The organism is Serratia sp. root2 (assembly GCF_031931805.1).
GTDB classification, from domain to species: Bacteria; Pseudomonadota; Gammaproteobacteria; order Enterobacterales; family Enterobacteriaceae; genus Serratia; species Serratia inhibens.
The window spans coordinates 172,381-187,197 of record NZ_JAUJXB010000006.1 but is presented as its reverse complement, the minus strand read 5'-3'; the positions used below and the strand labels follow the sequence as shown (position 1 = coordinate 187,197).

Below are 14,817 nucleotides of genomic sequence, written 5' to 3'. Positions count from 1 at the left end.
CCAATAACTGCTTTTCCCGTACAGCAAGAGAGTTCCCTGACTTCTGCTCGGGCCAAAACCCACAGCTTACTGCTGGCCAGCGCCATGGCGCTGTATGACGAAGGTGTATTTCCTTCGATCACTGAGCTTGCGGCGCATGCTCAGGTATCACGCGCTACCGCCTACCGTTATTTTCCTACCCAAAGCGCATTGATCGCTGCGGTAGTGGCTGAAAGTCTGGGGCCGATCCTGGAATGGCGGCCGCAGGATAACGATGCGTTGAAACGTATTCAGCAACTGTTGACCTTCGCTTATCCCCAGATGGAGCAGCATGAAGGCGCTCTGCGAGCTGCTCTACAACTGTCGTTGCAGCAGTGGGCGAACGCGACGCCGGGTGAAAAGTTCGTGCGCGGCAACCGCAAACGCCTGCTGAAACTGGCGGTAGAACCGCTGCAGGATAAACTGCCGCCAGAGGCGCTACAGCGGGTGATTCATTCTTTTTCACTGATTTACGGTTCGGAAGTTTTTCTGGTACTGAAAGATATTTGGGGGTTGGATCTCGGCGGCATTCAGGATGTGACTCAGTGGATGGCAAAGGCCATTATTCGGCAGGCCGAAGAAGATGCGATGAACAGCAGAAAACCGTTAGCATGATAATCCAATTTTCAACGTTATTCTCTGTCAAAACCAGCACATTTCACTGAGTAAATATTGGCAATTCTTATAATTTAAAGTGATAAGAAGAGGCAAGCAAGCTTTTTAAATAGGCCTAAGGGAAAATAGCCCTTGGCCTTTTTGTTTTTATATTATTCATATTTATCATTGAATTATATTTTTATCTGCCGTAATTAAAACAGGCTCTCCGACCATTTTTGGTCATTTGAAATCCTTATATATCCCCCCTCATCTATCGAACGATTGTCGACCTCAGTCAGGTGATTGCGCTATTGACCCATTAGGCGAGCTTGAGATTGTTGTGCTTTATTTATTTGGTGTTACGAAACTGTTACACAAAAAAACCAATAAAACATTTGCAAACAACAATGGATGGTAACTGGGATGGAAAGTAAACGTAGAGGAGTCAAGCCTGCTCAGGCGACCTTTGGCTGGCCTGAAATTGGCGTGAATCGCGCACAATGGAGCGCAGTGCTTTTATGTCTGGCGGCGATCGGCGGCGCGCAGGCTGCACCTTATGTCGAGAGCGGCAGGCAGGGCGATCCGGCCAGTTGGCGCAGTAATGAATTCAACGCTGAATGGGGCCTGGGGGCGATCCATGCCGATCAGGCCTACGCCGCCGGTTATACCGGAAAAGGCGTTAAACTCGGTATTTTCGATCAGCCGGTATATGCACAACACCCGGAGTTTGCCAGCCAGGGCAAGGTAATCAACCTGGTCACGACCGGCATCCGCGAGTACACCGATCCTTACATCCCGGTGAAGAAAGGCGATGCATTTCGTTATGACGGCACGCCGAGCGTGGATTCCGACGGCACGCTCGGCTCACATGGCACCCATGTGGGCGGTATCGCAGCCGGTAACCGCGATGGCGGCGAGATGCACGGCGTGGCGTTCAATGCGCAAATCATCAGTGCGGAAAACGGTGATCCGGGGCCGGAAGACGGCATCATTCTCGGCAACGACGGCGCGGTGTACCAAGCAGGTTGGGATGCGCTGATCGCCAGCGGTGCGCGCATCATCAATAACAGTTGGGGTATCGGCATCACCGAGAAGTTCGATGAAGGCGGCAAGGATCCGGCTTACCCCCACTTCACTCTCGCCGACGCGCAGAAACAGTTCGATCAAATCAAACAGATACTGGGCACCAAAGCCGGCGGTGCCTATCAGGGCGCTATCGATGCGGCGCGCAGCGGCATCGTCACTATTTTTGCCGCCGGTAATGACTACAACCTGAATAACCCCGATGCGATGGCCGGTCTGGCCTATTTCGTGCCGGAGATCGCCCCTAATTGGCTGTCGGTCGCCAGCCTGCAAGATCCGAACAATAGCGGCGATTACAGCATCAGTACCTTCTCCTCGCGCTGCGGTTACACCGCCAGCTTCTGCGTTGCCGCGCCGGGCAGCAAGGTCTACAGCTCGATCATCGAAGGCAACAGTCTGGAGAATCTGACCACGGGCTACGCCAAATACAGCGGCACCTCGATGGCGGCGCCGCACGTGGCCGGTAGCATTGCGGTGCTGATGGAGCGCTTCCCGTACATGACCGGCGCGCAGGTCGCTTCGGTACTGAAGACCACCACCGTCGATATGGGGGCGCCGGGTATCGATGCGCTGTTTGGCTGGGGGATGATCGATCTGGGCAAAGCGATTCGCGGCCCGGGCATGTTCGTCACCGAGCAGGATATTCCGGAGGAGTTTCGCGTCAGTGGCGCCTATGGTCCCGAGCAGTTTGTGGTGAATTTGCCGGGCATCGGCGCGGTACTGGACAAGGGCAAACCGACCGAACGCGTGTGTGACGATATTCACTGCGGGCTGGACGTCTGGAGCAATGCTATCTCCGGCCACGGCGGCCTGACCAAACAGGGTATTGGCACATTGGTACTGACCGGGGCCAACACCTACGCCGGCCCGACGCTGATTAACGAAGGTCTGCTGGCGATCAACGGTTCGGTCACCTCGGCGGTGACGGTGCAGAACGCTGGTATTCTGGGCGGCTCCGGCAGCGTCGGTTCGCTGACCGCCCGCCGTGGCGGCACCGTGGCACCGGGCAATTCGATCGGCACGCTCAACGTGGCCAACAACGTCAGCTTCGAACCGGGTTCGCGTTATGCGGTGGAAGTGGCGGCAAACGGCCAGAGCGATCGGATCCACAGCGGCGGATCGGCGACGATCGGCGGCGGCGAGGTGGCGGTCTCGCTGGAGAACAACCCTAACCTGTTATCGCAGAGCGAAGTACGCAGCCTGCTCGGCCAGCAGTACAACATCCTGACGGCGGATCAGGGCGTCAGCGGGCAGTTTTCTTCAACGTCAAGCTTCTCCCCCTTCCTGAGCACCGGGCTGACCTATCAGCCGAATCAGGTAACGCTGAACGTTGGCCGTAATGACACCTCCTTCGCCAGCGTGGCGAAAACGCAAAACGAGCGTGCGGTGGCGGCGGCGGCAGATGCGCTGGTGGCGGGCAATCCGGTGTACGAGAGCATCCTCAACGCCGGTTCGGCGGGGGAAGCGCGGCAGGCGTTCCGTCAGCTGTCCGGGCAGATCCACGCGGATATCGCGTCGGCGCAGGTCAACGACAGCCGCTACCTGCGTGAGGCGCTCAACGGCCGCCTGCGGCAGGCGGAAGGGCTGGCGACCTCACCGGACATCAAGTCCGACGAAGGCGGTGCCTGGGCGCAGCTGCTGGGGGCCTGGGATCATGCATCGGGCGATGCCAACGCCACGGGGTATCAGGCATCCACCTACGGGGTGCTGCTGGGGCTGGACTCGGCGCTGGCGGATGAATGGCGCTTAGGGGTCGCGACCGGCTATACCCGCACCTCGCTGGACGGTGGCTACGGTTCGAACGCCGACAGCGACAACTATCACCTGGCGGTGTACGGCGGCAAACAGTTCGGTGAGCTGGCGCTGCGCGCCGGGGGTGCCTACACCTGGCACCGTATCGATACCTCGCGCTCGGTCAATTACGGCGCGCAGTCGGATCGCGAAACCGCGAAGTACAGCGCGCGCACCGAGCAGGTGTTCGCCGAAGCGGGTTACAGCGTGAAGGCCGGCTGGGTGAACCTGGAGCCGTTCGCCAACCTGGCGTACATCAACTTCCAGAACAACGGCATCTCTGAAGACGGCGGCGCGGCGGCGCTGCATGGCGACAAGCAGCACACCGACGCCACCGTCTCGACGCTGGGGCTGCGGGCCGATACCGAGTGGCAGGCGAGCAAAACGACGGCTGTCGCGCTGCGCAGCGAACTGGGCTGGCAGCATCAGTACGGCGATCTGGATCGCGGCACCGGGCTGCGGTTCAACGGCGGCAGTTCGCCGTTCGTGGTGAACAGCGTATCGGCATCGCGTGACGGTGCGGTGCTGAAGGCCAGCGCGGAAGTGGCGGTGAACAAAAACGCCACGCTGTCGCTGGGTTACGGCGGCCTGTTGTCGCAAAACCATCAGGACAACAGCGTCAACGCCGGTTTTACCTGGCATTTCTGATCTTAAAAAAACAAACGGAACAGCCGCCCCGCCTGGGGCGGTTTTACGCAAAACAAAAAGGGTAAGGGAATGAAGCAATCTACAGGAAACAATAAACCGGCATTGGCGCCAGCCTGGAAACTGAACGCCTTGCTATGCGCAATGCTGGCGGCGGGAGGGGCGCAGGCGGCCCCGCATGACGTGGGTGGCAACCCAGGCGAGCCGGCCAGCTGGCGCAGCGATGAATTCAATGCCAACTGGGGGTTGGGCGCGATCCATGCCGATGAGGCCTATGCGGCGGGCTATACCGGCAAAGGGCAAAAAGTGGGGATCTTCGATACCCCGGTGAACAAGCATCCTGAATTTGCCGGCGACGGCAAGCTGACCAACGTGGTGACCGAAGGCTATCGCGCCTATACCGATCCGCATCGGCCGGGAATTAATGCCGGTGATCGTTTTTACTTCGACGGGACCTTCCATTTTTACAGCGGATCGCAAGGCATGTTGAGTAATCACGGTGTCCATGTGGCGGGTATCACCGCGGCCAATCGCGACGGTACCGGCATGCACGGCGTTGCCTTTGATTCGCAGATCGTCAGCGTGGACAACGATAATGATGGCCCGGCTTACGGCGAGTTCCTCGGGCTGGACGGCAGCGTGACCAACGCAGGTTGGCAGGCGATGATCAACAACGGCGTACGGGTGATCAACAACAGTTGGGGCGTCAGTATCCCCGATTTTCTCTCGGACAATGGCAAAAACCCCGATGCCCTGCATTTTGAGTTAAAAGACGCGCAAGAACAGTTTGATCAGGTTAAACCCCTGCTTGGCAGCCTGGCCGGTGCGGGGTATCAGGGGGCGATCGACGCCGCCCGTAAAAACATTCTGGTGCTGTTTGCCGCCGGTAACGACGGGAATTACAACCAACCGGATGTGATCAGCGGCCTGGCTTATTTTGTGCCGGATATTGCGCCTAACTGGCTGTCGGTTGCCAGCGTCGCGCAAGATGCCGCTTCCACCAACAGCGTGCCTTATACCCTCAGCAGTTTCTCTTCGCGCTGCGGTTATACCGCCAGTTTCTGCGTCTCGTCGCCGGGCAGTAAAATTTACAGCACCGTGGCTAACGGTTCAGATCCGAATCAATTGGTCTCGGACTACGGCAATAAAAACGGCACCTCAATGGCGACGCCGCACGTGACCGGCGCGGTCGCCGTATTGCTGCAGCGTTTCCCGTATATGACGTCGGCGCAAATTGCCGACGTGCTGAAAACCACCGCCACGGACATGGGCGCGCCGGGTATCGATGCGCTGTACGGCTGGGGGATGATCAACCTGGGCAAAGCGATTAATGGGCCTGGGATGTTCTATACCGTTGAAGATATCCCGCAGGAGTTCCGTATTCCCGATCCGGCGGGCGTGGCTTACGGCTCGTCGCAGTTTGTCGCCAATATTCCCGGCCTGGGAGCGGAGGTCGATCAAGGCACGTTGCATGCGCGCATTTGTGATGACTTCCACTGTGGTTGGGAAGTGTACTCAAATAACATTTCCGGCCACGGCGGCCTGACCAAAGAGGGAGCGGGCGCGCTGGTGCTGACCGGGGCCAACACCTACGCCGGCCCGACGCTGATTAACGAAGGTCTGCTGGCGATCAACGGTTCGGTCACCTCGGCGGTGACGGTGCAGAACGCCGGTATTCTGGGCGGCTCCGGCAGCGTCGGTTCGCTGACCGCCCGCCGTGGCGGCACCGTGGCACCGGGCAACTCGATCGGCACGCTCAACGTGGCCAACAACGTCAGCTTCGAACCGGGTTCGCGCTATGCGGTGGAAGTGGCGGCAAACGGCCAGAGCGATCGGATCCACAGCGGCGGATCGGCGACGATCGGCGGCGGCGAGGTGGCGGTCTCGCTGGAGAACAGCCCTAACCTGTTATCGCAGAGCGAAGTACGCAGCCTGCTCGGCCAGCAGTACAACATCCTGACGGCGGATCAGGGCGTCAGCGGGCAGTTTGACTCGGTGGTGCCGAATTATCTGTTCCTGGGCACCGGGCTGACCTATCAGCCGAATCAGGTAACGCTGAACGTTGGCCGTAATGACACCTCCTTCGCCAGCGTGGCGAAAACGCAAAACGAGCGTGCGGTGGCGGCGGCGGCAGATGCGCTGGTGGCGGGCAATCCGGTGTACGAGAGCATCCTCAACGCCGGTTCGGCGGGGGAAGCGCGGCAGGCGTTCCGTCAGCTGTCCGGGCAGATCCACGCGGATATCGCGTCGGCGCAGGTCAACGACAGCCGCTACCTGCGTGAGGCGCTCAACGGCCGCCTGCGGCAGGCGGAAGGGCTGGCGACCTCACCGGACATCAAGTCCGACGAAGGCGGTGCCTGGGCGCAGCTGCTGGGGGCCTGGGATCATGCATCGGGCGATGCCAACGCCACGGGGTATCAGGCATCCACCTACGGGGTGCTGCTGGGGCTGGACTCGGCGCTGGCGGATGAATGGCGCTTAGGGGTCGCGACCGGCTATACCCGCACCTCGCTGGACGGTGGCTACGGTTCGAACGCCGACAGCGACAACTATCACCTGGCGGTGTACGGCGGCAAACAGTTCGGTGAGCTGGCGCTGCGCGCCGGGGGTGCCTACACCTGGCACCGTATCGATACCTCGCGCTCGGTCAATTACGGCGCGCAGTCGGATCGCGAAACCGCGAAGTACAGCGCGCGCACCGAGCAGGTGTTCGCCGAAGCGGGTTACAGCGTGAAGGCCGGCTGGGTGAACCTGGAGCCGTTCGCCAACCTGGCGTACATCAACTTCCAGAACAACGGCATCTCTGAAGACGGCGGCGCGGCGGCGCTGCATGGCGACAAGCAGCACACCGACGCCACCGTCTCGACGCTGGGGCTGCGGGCCGATACCGAGTGGCAGGCGAGCAAAACGACGGCTGTCGCGCTGCGCAGCGAACTGGGCTGGCAGCATCAGTACGGCGATCTGGATCGCGGCACCGGGCTGCGGTTCAACGGCGGCAGTTCGCCGTTCGTGGTGAACAGCGTATCGGCATCGCGTGACGGTGCGGTGCTGAAGGCCAGCGCGGAAGTGGCGGTGAACAAAAACGCCACGCTGTCGCTGGGTTACGGCGGCCTGCTGTCGCAAAACCATCAGGACAACAGCGTCAACGCCGGTTTTACCTGGCGTTTTTAACGATCTTAGCCTGAAAGATACGGGGTCAGCTTGCTGGCCCCGTTTTTATTGGGGCCGGGTAACAGTGACGACAAGGGAAGCTGTCCGTATGATGCCTCGCCCGGTTTGGCGAAAAAACGGCAATAAAAAACCGGGACCCTTGCGGATCCCGGTTCAAAAGTGGGTAAAACAGATTAGCGCTACGGCTCAAATCCCGGTTTGCTTACAAACTGAATGAATGTGTGCATCCTTCAGCAGCGGCAATCGGAACTAATTTTCCCTGGTGTTATTATGGTTATTGTTAAAAGTGGGTCTAGTATTATTTTTTATAGTGTATTGCTGTATGTGTCTTTTGATACCATGTTTGACTATAGAACATGGTATGTCAAGCAACGTTTTTAAATTAAGATTGCATACCATGCAATGTTTTGTTGGTACTTCTTCATAATTAATAATTAAAATAATTGATAAATAAGCAGAAAAATCGAAGGGAAAAATGGATAACAATCACCACAAATTCGATTCGTTGTCGATTGCAAACCGGGTCAGGGAACTGTTTTTGCATTACGGCATTGGTAAGCGGCAGCATGCAAAAGAGCTTAGCCGTATTCTGGATCTGAGTTTTTCACATGCGCATCGAAAACTGAAAGGGCAAAGCCCCTGGACGCTGGAACAGATCAACAGCGTAGCTGCTGCGTTGGGCGAAACGCCGGCGGCTATCGCGGACATGGGTGCCGAACAAGAGGCGACGGCGCAAACTATGGCGCAGGATGCCATCTTTTTTATGGCGGGTGCGGAAATTGCCTGCGTCGGTCATATCGGCGATGAACTGCCGGCCGGGCGACAGGCGGAGTTCGTGGCGCTGAAGCCGGACCAGCAGTGGCATATTTATCGTGCGGACGATGCGCCGTTGGGTAAACGCTTTTGGGTTGAATTGATCGAGATCCGCCCGAGCCATACCGATGATGAGCGTCTGAGCATTGCGGTGCTGGATGATTCGCATCAGGCGGCGGATGAACTGGCAAAATACCTCGATGGCCGCGGTTTCACGGCGGTGGCATTCTACGACGTCGGCAGTTTTTGCCAGGCGCTGCAACAAAGCCTGTTCGACGGTTATGTGGTCGACTGGCTGATCGGCGAGGAAACGGCGGATAAATGCATCGAAGCCATCCGCAGCTCCGACAACCCGGATGCACCGGTGCTGGTGCTGACCGGCCAGTTGGGCACCGATCAGCGCGAGTCGGAAATCGCCAAAGCGATGCGTGACTATGACGTGCTCGGCCCCTATGAAAAACCGGTGCGGCTTCACGTCATCGAAGCCGCCTTGTTGCGGTGCTTTAATCTTTAGCGGTGAACAGCGAAGCCAACGCGGTGGACAATGCGTCCAACCGCACCGGCTTCATTAAATAGTTATCGAACAGCGCCCGCTGTTCGGCAGACAGTTGTTCCGGCGGGTAGGCGCTGATGCCGATAATCGGCACCTGGCGGTTGGGGCCGCGGCGGCTGCGCAGCTGTTTGGCCAGCGCGGCGCCATCGATGCCGGGCATTTGCAGATCCAGCAGCAGCGCGTCGTAAGGCCGCCGGAACAGTTTTTGCAGCGCCCGTTCAGGCGAGTTGCACAGCTCGTGCCGGTAACCCAGCTTGTCCAACAGCGCCGCAAAGGCGTCGCTTACCGACTTATTGTCATCCACCACCAGAATATGCTGCTGTTTCTGCGCCAGGCCGTGGTGCTGCGTCGGTGTTGCGCCCGACTCCTCTTCATCGCCGATCTCGACAGGGATGCTGACGATAAAGGTGCTGCCTTTTTTGATTTCGCTGTAGACGGTAATGGTGCCGTTGAGCAGCGTCACCAGCCCGTGCACAATCGCCAACCCCATGCCGACGCCGCCATACTGCCGGGTGTGCGACTGATCAAGCTGGGTAAAGGGCTTGAATATCTGATCGAGCATCTCTTTTTCGATGCCGATACCGGTGTCGGTGACCTCGATAATCAGCGAACTGCCGGTAGGTTGCCGCCGCAGGCAACTGTGCAGCGTGATGGTGCCGTTTTCGGTGTATTTGTAGGCGTTGGTCAGCAGGTTGACGATAATCTGCCTGATACGCAGCGGATCGGAATGTATTTGCTGGTGGCCGCACTCAACCTCGCACAGTAGCGTAACCCGATCTTTTTGGCTCAGCGTGGTGATTTCATTCGCCGTTTCCTCGATCAACCGTTGGGCGTCGAACGGCACTATGCGCAGTTCCATCATGCCGCTGTCCAGATGGGCATAATCGGTCAGGTCCTTCATCTGGCTCTCAACCTGCTGCGCGGCGGTTTCCAGCCGCTGGAAGGTGTCTGCATGTTCGGCCGACACTTTAGTATTCACCAACACGTCAATGGCGGACATGATGCTTTGCAGCGAGGTACGCAATTCGTGGCCGATGGCGCCGAGAAAGGCATTTTTGCTGCGCGTGGCTTTCTCCGCCTCAATCGCTTTGGCCTGCTGCCGGATGGTCAGGCGCTGCTGGCGCAACACAATCAGGGTGATGGCAATCAGCGCGATCACCGAGAACATGACGATCACCAGGCCATAAAAAATGATGTGCCGCTTTTCGATATAGTCTTCATAGGCGACGGTACGCTGCTTCACTTCGGCGTGATCGGTCAGGTTGGCCATCTCAATCGAGTAGGGCTTGATTTGCTTCATGGCCTGCGAAATGCGGGTGAAGTCAATCGCCGGGCTATTCAGCAACGTATCGATCCGATCCATTTGCCGGCGCATTTGGGTGACCACTTCAGGGTAACCCGGCTCGGCATACAGCGGTTGCGTGGATTCGGATACCGTTTCCAGCACGTAAAAGCGTGAGTAAAGGATTTCAAATTTAAGCCTGAGATCTTCGCTATCCACCCGAGGCGCGTTTTTCTGTTGTTCGACCAGGGTTTCAAATTCGGCCAGCTTGATGGCGAATTTGGCGATCGACCAGGAGTAATTTTCCTGAGTGCCGGCAATGGCATACAGCCCTTTTTTTGACAGGGTGGCGCTGTAGTAATACAGCGTTACCGTGGAGGCAACCAAAAAAAGCGCGGCAAAAATCGCTGGGATCGCCAACCTGCTGCCGCTTTTAAATCCTTTAAGCTTCATTTAATTACAATCCTGTCCACTTGCCAGATAAAGCGCGAGTTGTAGAGCGGAGAATTTAGCTCAGGCCCTGCGTCATCCCTTGGATAAACCAAAAACAGCGGTCCGAAGTTTCTGATCTTCAGCATTTCGCCGTCCATCTTGTAGGCCAAAATTATATTGTATTTCTCGACGTCGGACAGCGGCACGTCGATGTAATAATCGTTCAGCGCATAAAACGTCAGCGTGCTGCCTTTGGCCCCCACGCGTGCCAGAATATCCGCCACGGCCACCCCTTCGAACTTTCTTTGCGGCGTCCAGGAGGTTGAAGTGGTGATGCTGTGCACCGGCATTGCCAACAGTTGCTTATCGGTAAACAGATAGCTTTTTTTTGCCGGGTCGGTGGCATTTTCGATATTGCCCGTTACTTCCAGGGTGAAACTTAGCGCGCTGGATTGAACGATGACCAGCGCAAAAAATGCCCACGCGGCGTTTTTAAAAAAAGTGAACAGCATCGGTGCTCTCCAGAAGTAGCGGAAGTCTGCATAAGGCCTGCTAATTTAACAGGCAAAATCATGGCAGAAAATACAGGGTTGTGCCGGAGGGAATAGTAAGGGAAGTGAAATTAATCAGGCCGGAGCATGACCCCGGTCTGAGAGGGGAATAGGTGCCGGGTTTAGTCGGCTGAGGCGGCCCGGAGAATATTCAATGCGGCCGACAGGCTAACCGGGGCGCTGGACAGGGGAACCCGGTCGATTGCGATCGTGGCTAGCGCCCCTTCCATCCACGGGTGCATCAGCACCACGTCGGTTGCCCCTTGTTGGCTGGCCTGTTCGGCAGCCAATGCGGTCAGCCGCAGGGCCGCTTGGGTATCACCCTGTTGCAGCTGCAAGCCACAGCCCGGCACAACCCGGGCTTCAACTCTCTGGGCGGCGCGCTTGCCTGCTTCTTCAAACAACCGTTGCGTATACAGCGCCGAGGTTTCTGTGGCGCACAGGGCCACAATCGAATCACTTGCCTGCAGCGCCCTTTGCGCCAGCACATAGTCCGCTCTGAGTATCGGGACTGGCGAGGTGGCGGCGAGCGCTCTGGCGGCGCTGGAGAGCGTTGAGCAGGTCAGCACCACCACATCGGCAGTTTGGCCGAGTGTTTCAAGTGCGGCGCAGACCTGTTGTTCCAGGTCTGGCGCTCCCGCTTCCGCGGCGGCACGCAGATCGGCGCGAACGGCATGCGCCAGTGAATCTGCAGGCAAGCCGAGCCGGGACGCGGTTTGAGTAAATATCGCAATATTGGTTTCAAAGGTATGCAGTAACGCGATGCGCATGTGCGGGGCTCCATGAGGTTTTGACGGTTGCCTGCAAACTAGCGTACTTTCTGACGGATAATGTCCAAATTTCATGATGAATAGTACAAATATGCACAAGCATGACCGGCTGGCCGCCTTTCTCAGGGCATTTGATCTGAAAGCCAGGGTGCTTTCCGGCCCGACAGACTCTGCCAACCTCTACGTCGCTGCGCGTGAGGTGGGGGAAGGGGCGTCGCATATCCGTTTTAACGTCGCCGGCGGGCCGCCGCCGGAAGGTGAGTTTGCGGTCATCGTCAGCGCCGGCGTCGACTTTTCCGGCGAGCTGAACCCGCTGGTCGGTACCTTGCCTGACAGAATGGATTTCTTGCTGGCGGATACGCCGGCGCTGCAGGGCGTTGCCGACTTGTTTATTGGCGAAGCGCAATCCCCCCGTTGTGGCACGGTGTCGGTGCAAGACCGGTTATGTGAAGTCATCATTGTGCTGGTCATCAGACGCGCTATTGCCGCCGGTGCGGTGAAGGCCGGCATGTTGGCCGGGCTGGCCCATCCTGCCCTGCACCGCAGTTTGGTCGCCATGCATGACGAGCCGGCCTGCAAATGGTCGGTTGAAAGGCTGGCGCAGATCGCCGGCATGTCGCGCAGCCATTTTATCGAGCGATTCGGCACGGTTGTGGGAGAAACGCCGGGCGCCTATCTCACGGCATGGCGTTTAACGCTGGGCAGAAAGGCGCTGATGTCGGGGCGAAGCGTCAAGCAGGTGGCCTATCAGGTTGGGTTTGGCAGCGTGGAGGCTTTTTCGCGGGCATTTTCCGCCAAATATGGCGTGCCCCCAAGCTCGGTAAAAAATGGCATGTAATTACAGTGACAAAATAAAAGAGCCAGGTGCTGATGCAACCTGATTTTTTTAATGCACAATCAGGTGACTGATGCAGGGTAATCAACGCTTTTTAAAAAACGTAAAATGTTGAAATCAGGAGTTCACAGCATGTCAGTGGTGACGAATAACTCGCTTCTCAGTGAAACTGCCGTTCAGACTGCACCGATGGCCTCGGCCCTCAATACCTTGAAAATGCTGGTGCGGTACAAAGCCTGGGCGGACGCATTGACGTTCAGCAACGTCAGATCCTTGCCGGAGGGCGAAGCCCTGAAACAGCGCCCGACGCGGTTTGGCAATATGGTGCATACGTTAAACCATACCTACGTGGTGGACGATATTTTCAGGCACCACCTGCAGGGGAAAAAGCACGGTTATACCGCGCGCAATACCGAGCATACGCCGGCGTTTGAGGATTTATGGCAGGCGGTGCAGGAAATGGACCGTTGGTATATCGACCTGGTGGATAGCTGGTCAAACGAGGATCTGGCGAAAGCCGTACATTTCGAATTTGTCGGTGGGGGCGAGGGTGTGATGACGCGAGAGGAAATCGTGCTGCACCTGGTGAATCACGCCACCTATCACCGGGGTTTTGTCGGCGACATGATGTACCAGGTGCCCTTTACGCCGCCGTCAAACGACCTGCCGGTGTTTATCAGGGATCATTTCAACCAGGCTCGTTAAGCGGGGGCATCGCGATAAAAAAGGTCAGGGCCCTGAGGCACCTGACCTTTTTATTGCCGTTTACCCAGCGGTATTGACCACCGGGCAGGCAAATCAACGCATGGTAACGAACTCTTCCGCTGCGGTCGGGTGGATCGCCACGGTGTTGTCGAAGTCCTTCTTGGTGGCGCCCATCTTGATGGCGACGGCGAAGCCCTGCAGGATCTCGTCCATGCCGAAGCCGATGCCGTGCAGGCCGACAATCTTCTCTTCTTTACCCACGCAGACCAGCTTCATGCGGCACGGTTGGCGGTGCTGCGTCACGGCGCTGTACATGGCGGTGAAGGAAGACTTATACACTTTCACGCTGTCGGCGCCGAATTTCTCGATAGCTTCCGGCTCGGTCAGCCCGATAGTGCCGATCGGCGGGTGGCTGAACACCACGGTGGCGATATTGCTGTAATCCAGGTGCTCTTCCGGCTTGTTGTTGAACAGGCGTTCGGACAGGCGACGGCCGGCGGCGACCGCGACCGGGGTCAGTTCGACCGCGCCGGTGTTGTCGCCCACCGCGTAAATGCCTTTTACGTTGGTGTTCTGGTATTTATCGACGTCGATATAGCCATTTTCGTTGGTTTTCACCCCGGTAACGCTCAGGTTCAGGTTATCGGTCGCCGGTTCGCGGCCAATCGCCCACACCAGGCTGTCGACGGTGAATTCCTTGCCGTTTTCCAATTGCAGCGTCAGGCTGCCGTCGGCGTTCTTGACGATGGCTTTTGGCACCGATTCGGTGTGCAGGCTTGGCCCTTCGGTGTTCATCACTTCCACCAGGGTCTCGACAATCATCGGGTCGAAGGTACGCAGCGGCGCGTGTTTACGCACGAACAGGTGGGTTTCGGCCCCCAGCGCGTTCATCACGCCGGCGATCTCCACCGCGATATAGCCCGCGCCGACGACCGCAACGCGTTTTGGCATCGCATCCAGCTCGAAGAAGCCGTCTGAATCGATACCGTATTCGGCGCCGGGAATATCAGGGTGGCTCGGGCGGCCGCCGGTGGCGATCAGGATATGGTCGGCGGTGATCTTCTCGCCGTTCACTTCCACCGTGTGGGCGTCGATAAAGCGCGCGAAACCTTTGATCACGTCGACTTTGTTTTTGCCCAACACGTTGTCGTAGGAATTATGGATACGGTCGATATAAGCGGTGCGGTTGGCGACCAGTTTCTTCCAGTCAAAGGCGTTGACGGTGGTATCGAAGCCGTAATCGGGGCCATACAGGTGGATGGCTTCGGCGATCTGCGCCGCGTGCCACATGACTTTTTTCGGTACACAACCCACGTTCACGCAGGTGCCGCCCAGTTCCTTGGCTTCAATCAGCGCGCATTTCTGGCCATACATGGCTGCCCGGTTGATCGATGCGATGCCGCCGCTGCCGCCGCCAATTGCTAGATAATCGTAATGTTTGGTCATCTGGGATTTCCATGAATTGTGTGAATCGAAGAGGGTAAGAGTTTAACGCCTGATACGGGTTTGTCGCAAAGATTGCGTCGATGGCTGCGATAGGTGGAGTGAAGGCGCGGCGTGCCGCGCCCGGG

General features: G+C 57.8%; 10 protein-coding genes. 6 read left to right on the top strand and 4 right to left on the bottom strand.

Annotation, left to right across the window (positions count from 1 at the left end; translation table 11 throughout):
- Positions 1-84 precede the first annotated feature (84 nt).
- From QZQ97_RS21670 to QZQ97_RS21655, 4 genes are all read left to right on the top strand, one after another.
- The gene (locus QZQ97_RS21670; protein WP_311995146.1) at positions 85-633 is read left to right on the top strand and encodes a TetR/AcrR family transcriptional regulator; all 549 of its coding nucleotides are present in this window, start codon (positions 85-87) and stop codon (positions 631-633) included.
- 405 nt (positions 634-1,038) lie between these two features.
- Positions 1,039-4,137, top strand: coding sequence for an autotransporter outer membrane beta-barrel domain-containing protein (locus QZQ97_RS21665; protein WP_311995119.1), 3,099 nt, complete (start codon positions 1,039-1,041; stop codon positions 4,135-4,137).
- Positions 4,138-4,206: 69 nt separating this feature from the next.
- Entirely contained in the window at positions 4,207-7,305 is a 3,099-nt protein-coding gene (locus QZQ97_RS21660) for an autotransporter outer membrane beta-barrel domain-containing protein (RefSeq protein WP_311995118.1), read from the top strand.
- Between the two features lie 475 nt (positions 7,306-7,780).
- Positions 7,781-8,632, top strand: coding sequence for a helix-turn-helix domain-containing protein (locus QZQ97_RS21655; protein ID WP_311995117.1), 852 nt, complete (start codon positions 7,781-7,783; stop codon positions 8,630-8,632).
- Here QZQ97_RS21655 and QZQ97_RS21650 read toward each other — a convergent pair.
- From QZQ97_RS21650 to QZQ97_RS21640, 3 genes are all read right to left on the bottom strand, one after another.
- A complete protein-coding gene (locus QZQ97_RS21650; protein WP_311995116.1) occupies positions 8,622-10,406 on the bottom strand; it encodes an ATP-binding response regulator in 1,785 nt (594 codons plus the stop codon). The genes QZQ97_RS21655 and QZQ97_RS21650 overlap by 11 nt on opposite strands.
- Positions 10,403-10,897 carry a molybdopterin-dependent oxidoreductase gene (locus QZQ97_RS21645; protein WP_311995115.1) on the bottom strand — a complete coding sequence of 165 codons (495 nt, stop codon included), beginning with the start codon at positions 10,895-10,897 and terminating at the stop codon, positions 10,403-10,405. The genes QZQ97_RS21650 and QZQ97_RS21645 overlap by 4 nt, the downstream gene beginning before the upstream one ends.
- Before the next feature lie 161 nt (positions 10,898-11,058).
- Positions 11,059-11,706: a hypothetical protein gene (locus QZQ97_RS21640; RefSeq protein WP_311995114.1), complete on the bottom strand. Its 648-nt coding sequence runs from the start codon at positions 11,704-11,706 to the stop codon at positions 11,059-11,061.
- Positions 11,707-11,797: 91 nt separating this feature from the next.
- Here QZQ97_RS21640 and QZQ97_RS21635 point away from each other — a divergent pair, with 91 nt between their 5' ends.
- Both QZQ97_RS21635 and QZQ97_RS21630 read left to right on the top strand, forming a co-directional pair.
- A complete protein-coding gene (locus QZQ97_RS21635; protein ID WP_041417244.1) occupies positions 11,798-12,544 on the top strand; it encodes a helix-turn-helix transcriptional regulator in 747 nt (248 codons plus the stop codon).
- A 129-nt stretch (positions 12,545-12,673) separates the two neighbouring features.
- Positions 12,674-13,246 (top strand): DinB family protein, encoded by a 573-nt coding sequence (locus tag QZQ97_RS21630; protein ID WP_311995113.1) that lies wholly within the window; start codon positions 12,674-12,676, stop codon positions 13,244-13,246.
- 93 nt (positions 13,247-13,339) lie between these two features.
- Here QZQ97_RS21630 and gorA read toward each other — a convergent pair whose 3' ends face one another.
- The gene (gene gorA / locus QZQ97_RS21625) at positions 13,340-14,692 is read right to left on the bottom strand and encodes a glutathione-disulfide reductase (protein ID WP_311995112.1); all 1,353 of its coding nucleotides are present in this window, start codon (positions 14,690-14,692) and stop codon (positions 13,340-13,342) included.
- Between the last annotated feature and the right edge of the window lie 125 nt (positions 14,693-14,817).

Bases quoted from the DNA above. Each gene is read 5' to 3' on its own strand.
- QZQ97_RS21645 (WP_311995115.1), bottom strand. From the start codon at position 10,897: ATGCTGTTCACTTTTTTTAAAAACGCCGCGTGGGCATTTTTTGCGCTG.
- QZQ97_RS21670 (WP_311995146.1), top strand. From the start codon at position 85: ATGGCGCTGTATGACGAAGGTGTATTTCCTTCGATCACTGAGCTTGCG.
- QZQ97_RS21635 (WP_041417244.1), top strand. From the start codon at position 11,798: ATGCACAAGCATGACCGGCTGGCCGCCTTTCTCAGGGCATTTGATCTG.
- QZQ97_RS21640 (WP_311995114.1), bottom strand. From the start codon at position 11,706: ATGCGCATCGCGTTACTGCATACCTTTGAAACCAATATTGCGATATTT.
- QZQ97_RS21665 (WP_311995119.1), top strand. From the start codon at position 1,039: ATGGAAAGTAAACGTAGAGGAGTCAAGCCTGCTCAGGCGACCTTTGGC.
- gorA (WP_311995112.1), bottom strand. From the start codon at position 14,692: ATGACCAAACATTACGATTATCTAGCAATTGGCGGCGGCAGCGGCGGC.
- QZQ97_RS21630 (WP_311995113.1), top strand. From the start codon at position 12,674: ATGTCAGTGGTGACGAATAACTCGCTTCTCAGTGAAACTGCCGTTCAG.
- QZQ97_RS21660 (WP_311995118.1), top strand. From the start codon at position 4,207: ATGAAGCAATCTACAGGAAACAATAAACCGGCATTGGCGCCAGCCTGG.
- QZQ97_RS21650 (WP_311995116.1), bottom strand. From the start codon at position 10,406: ATGAAGCTTAAAGGATTTAAAAGCGGCAGCAGGTTGGCGATCCCAGCG.
- QZQ97_RS21655 (WP_311995117.1), top strand. From the start codon at position 7,781: ATGGATAACAATCACCACAAATTCGATTCGTTGTCGATTGCAAACCGG.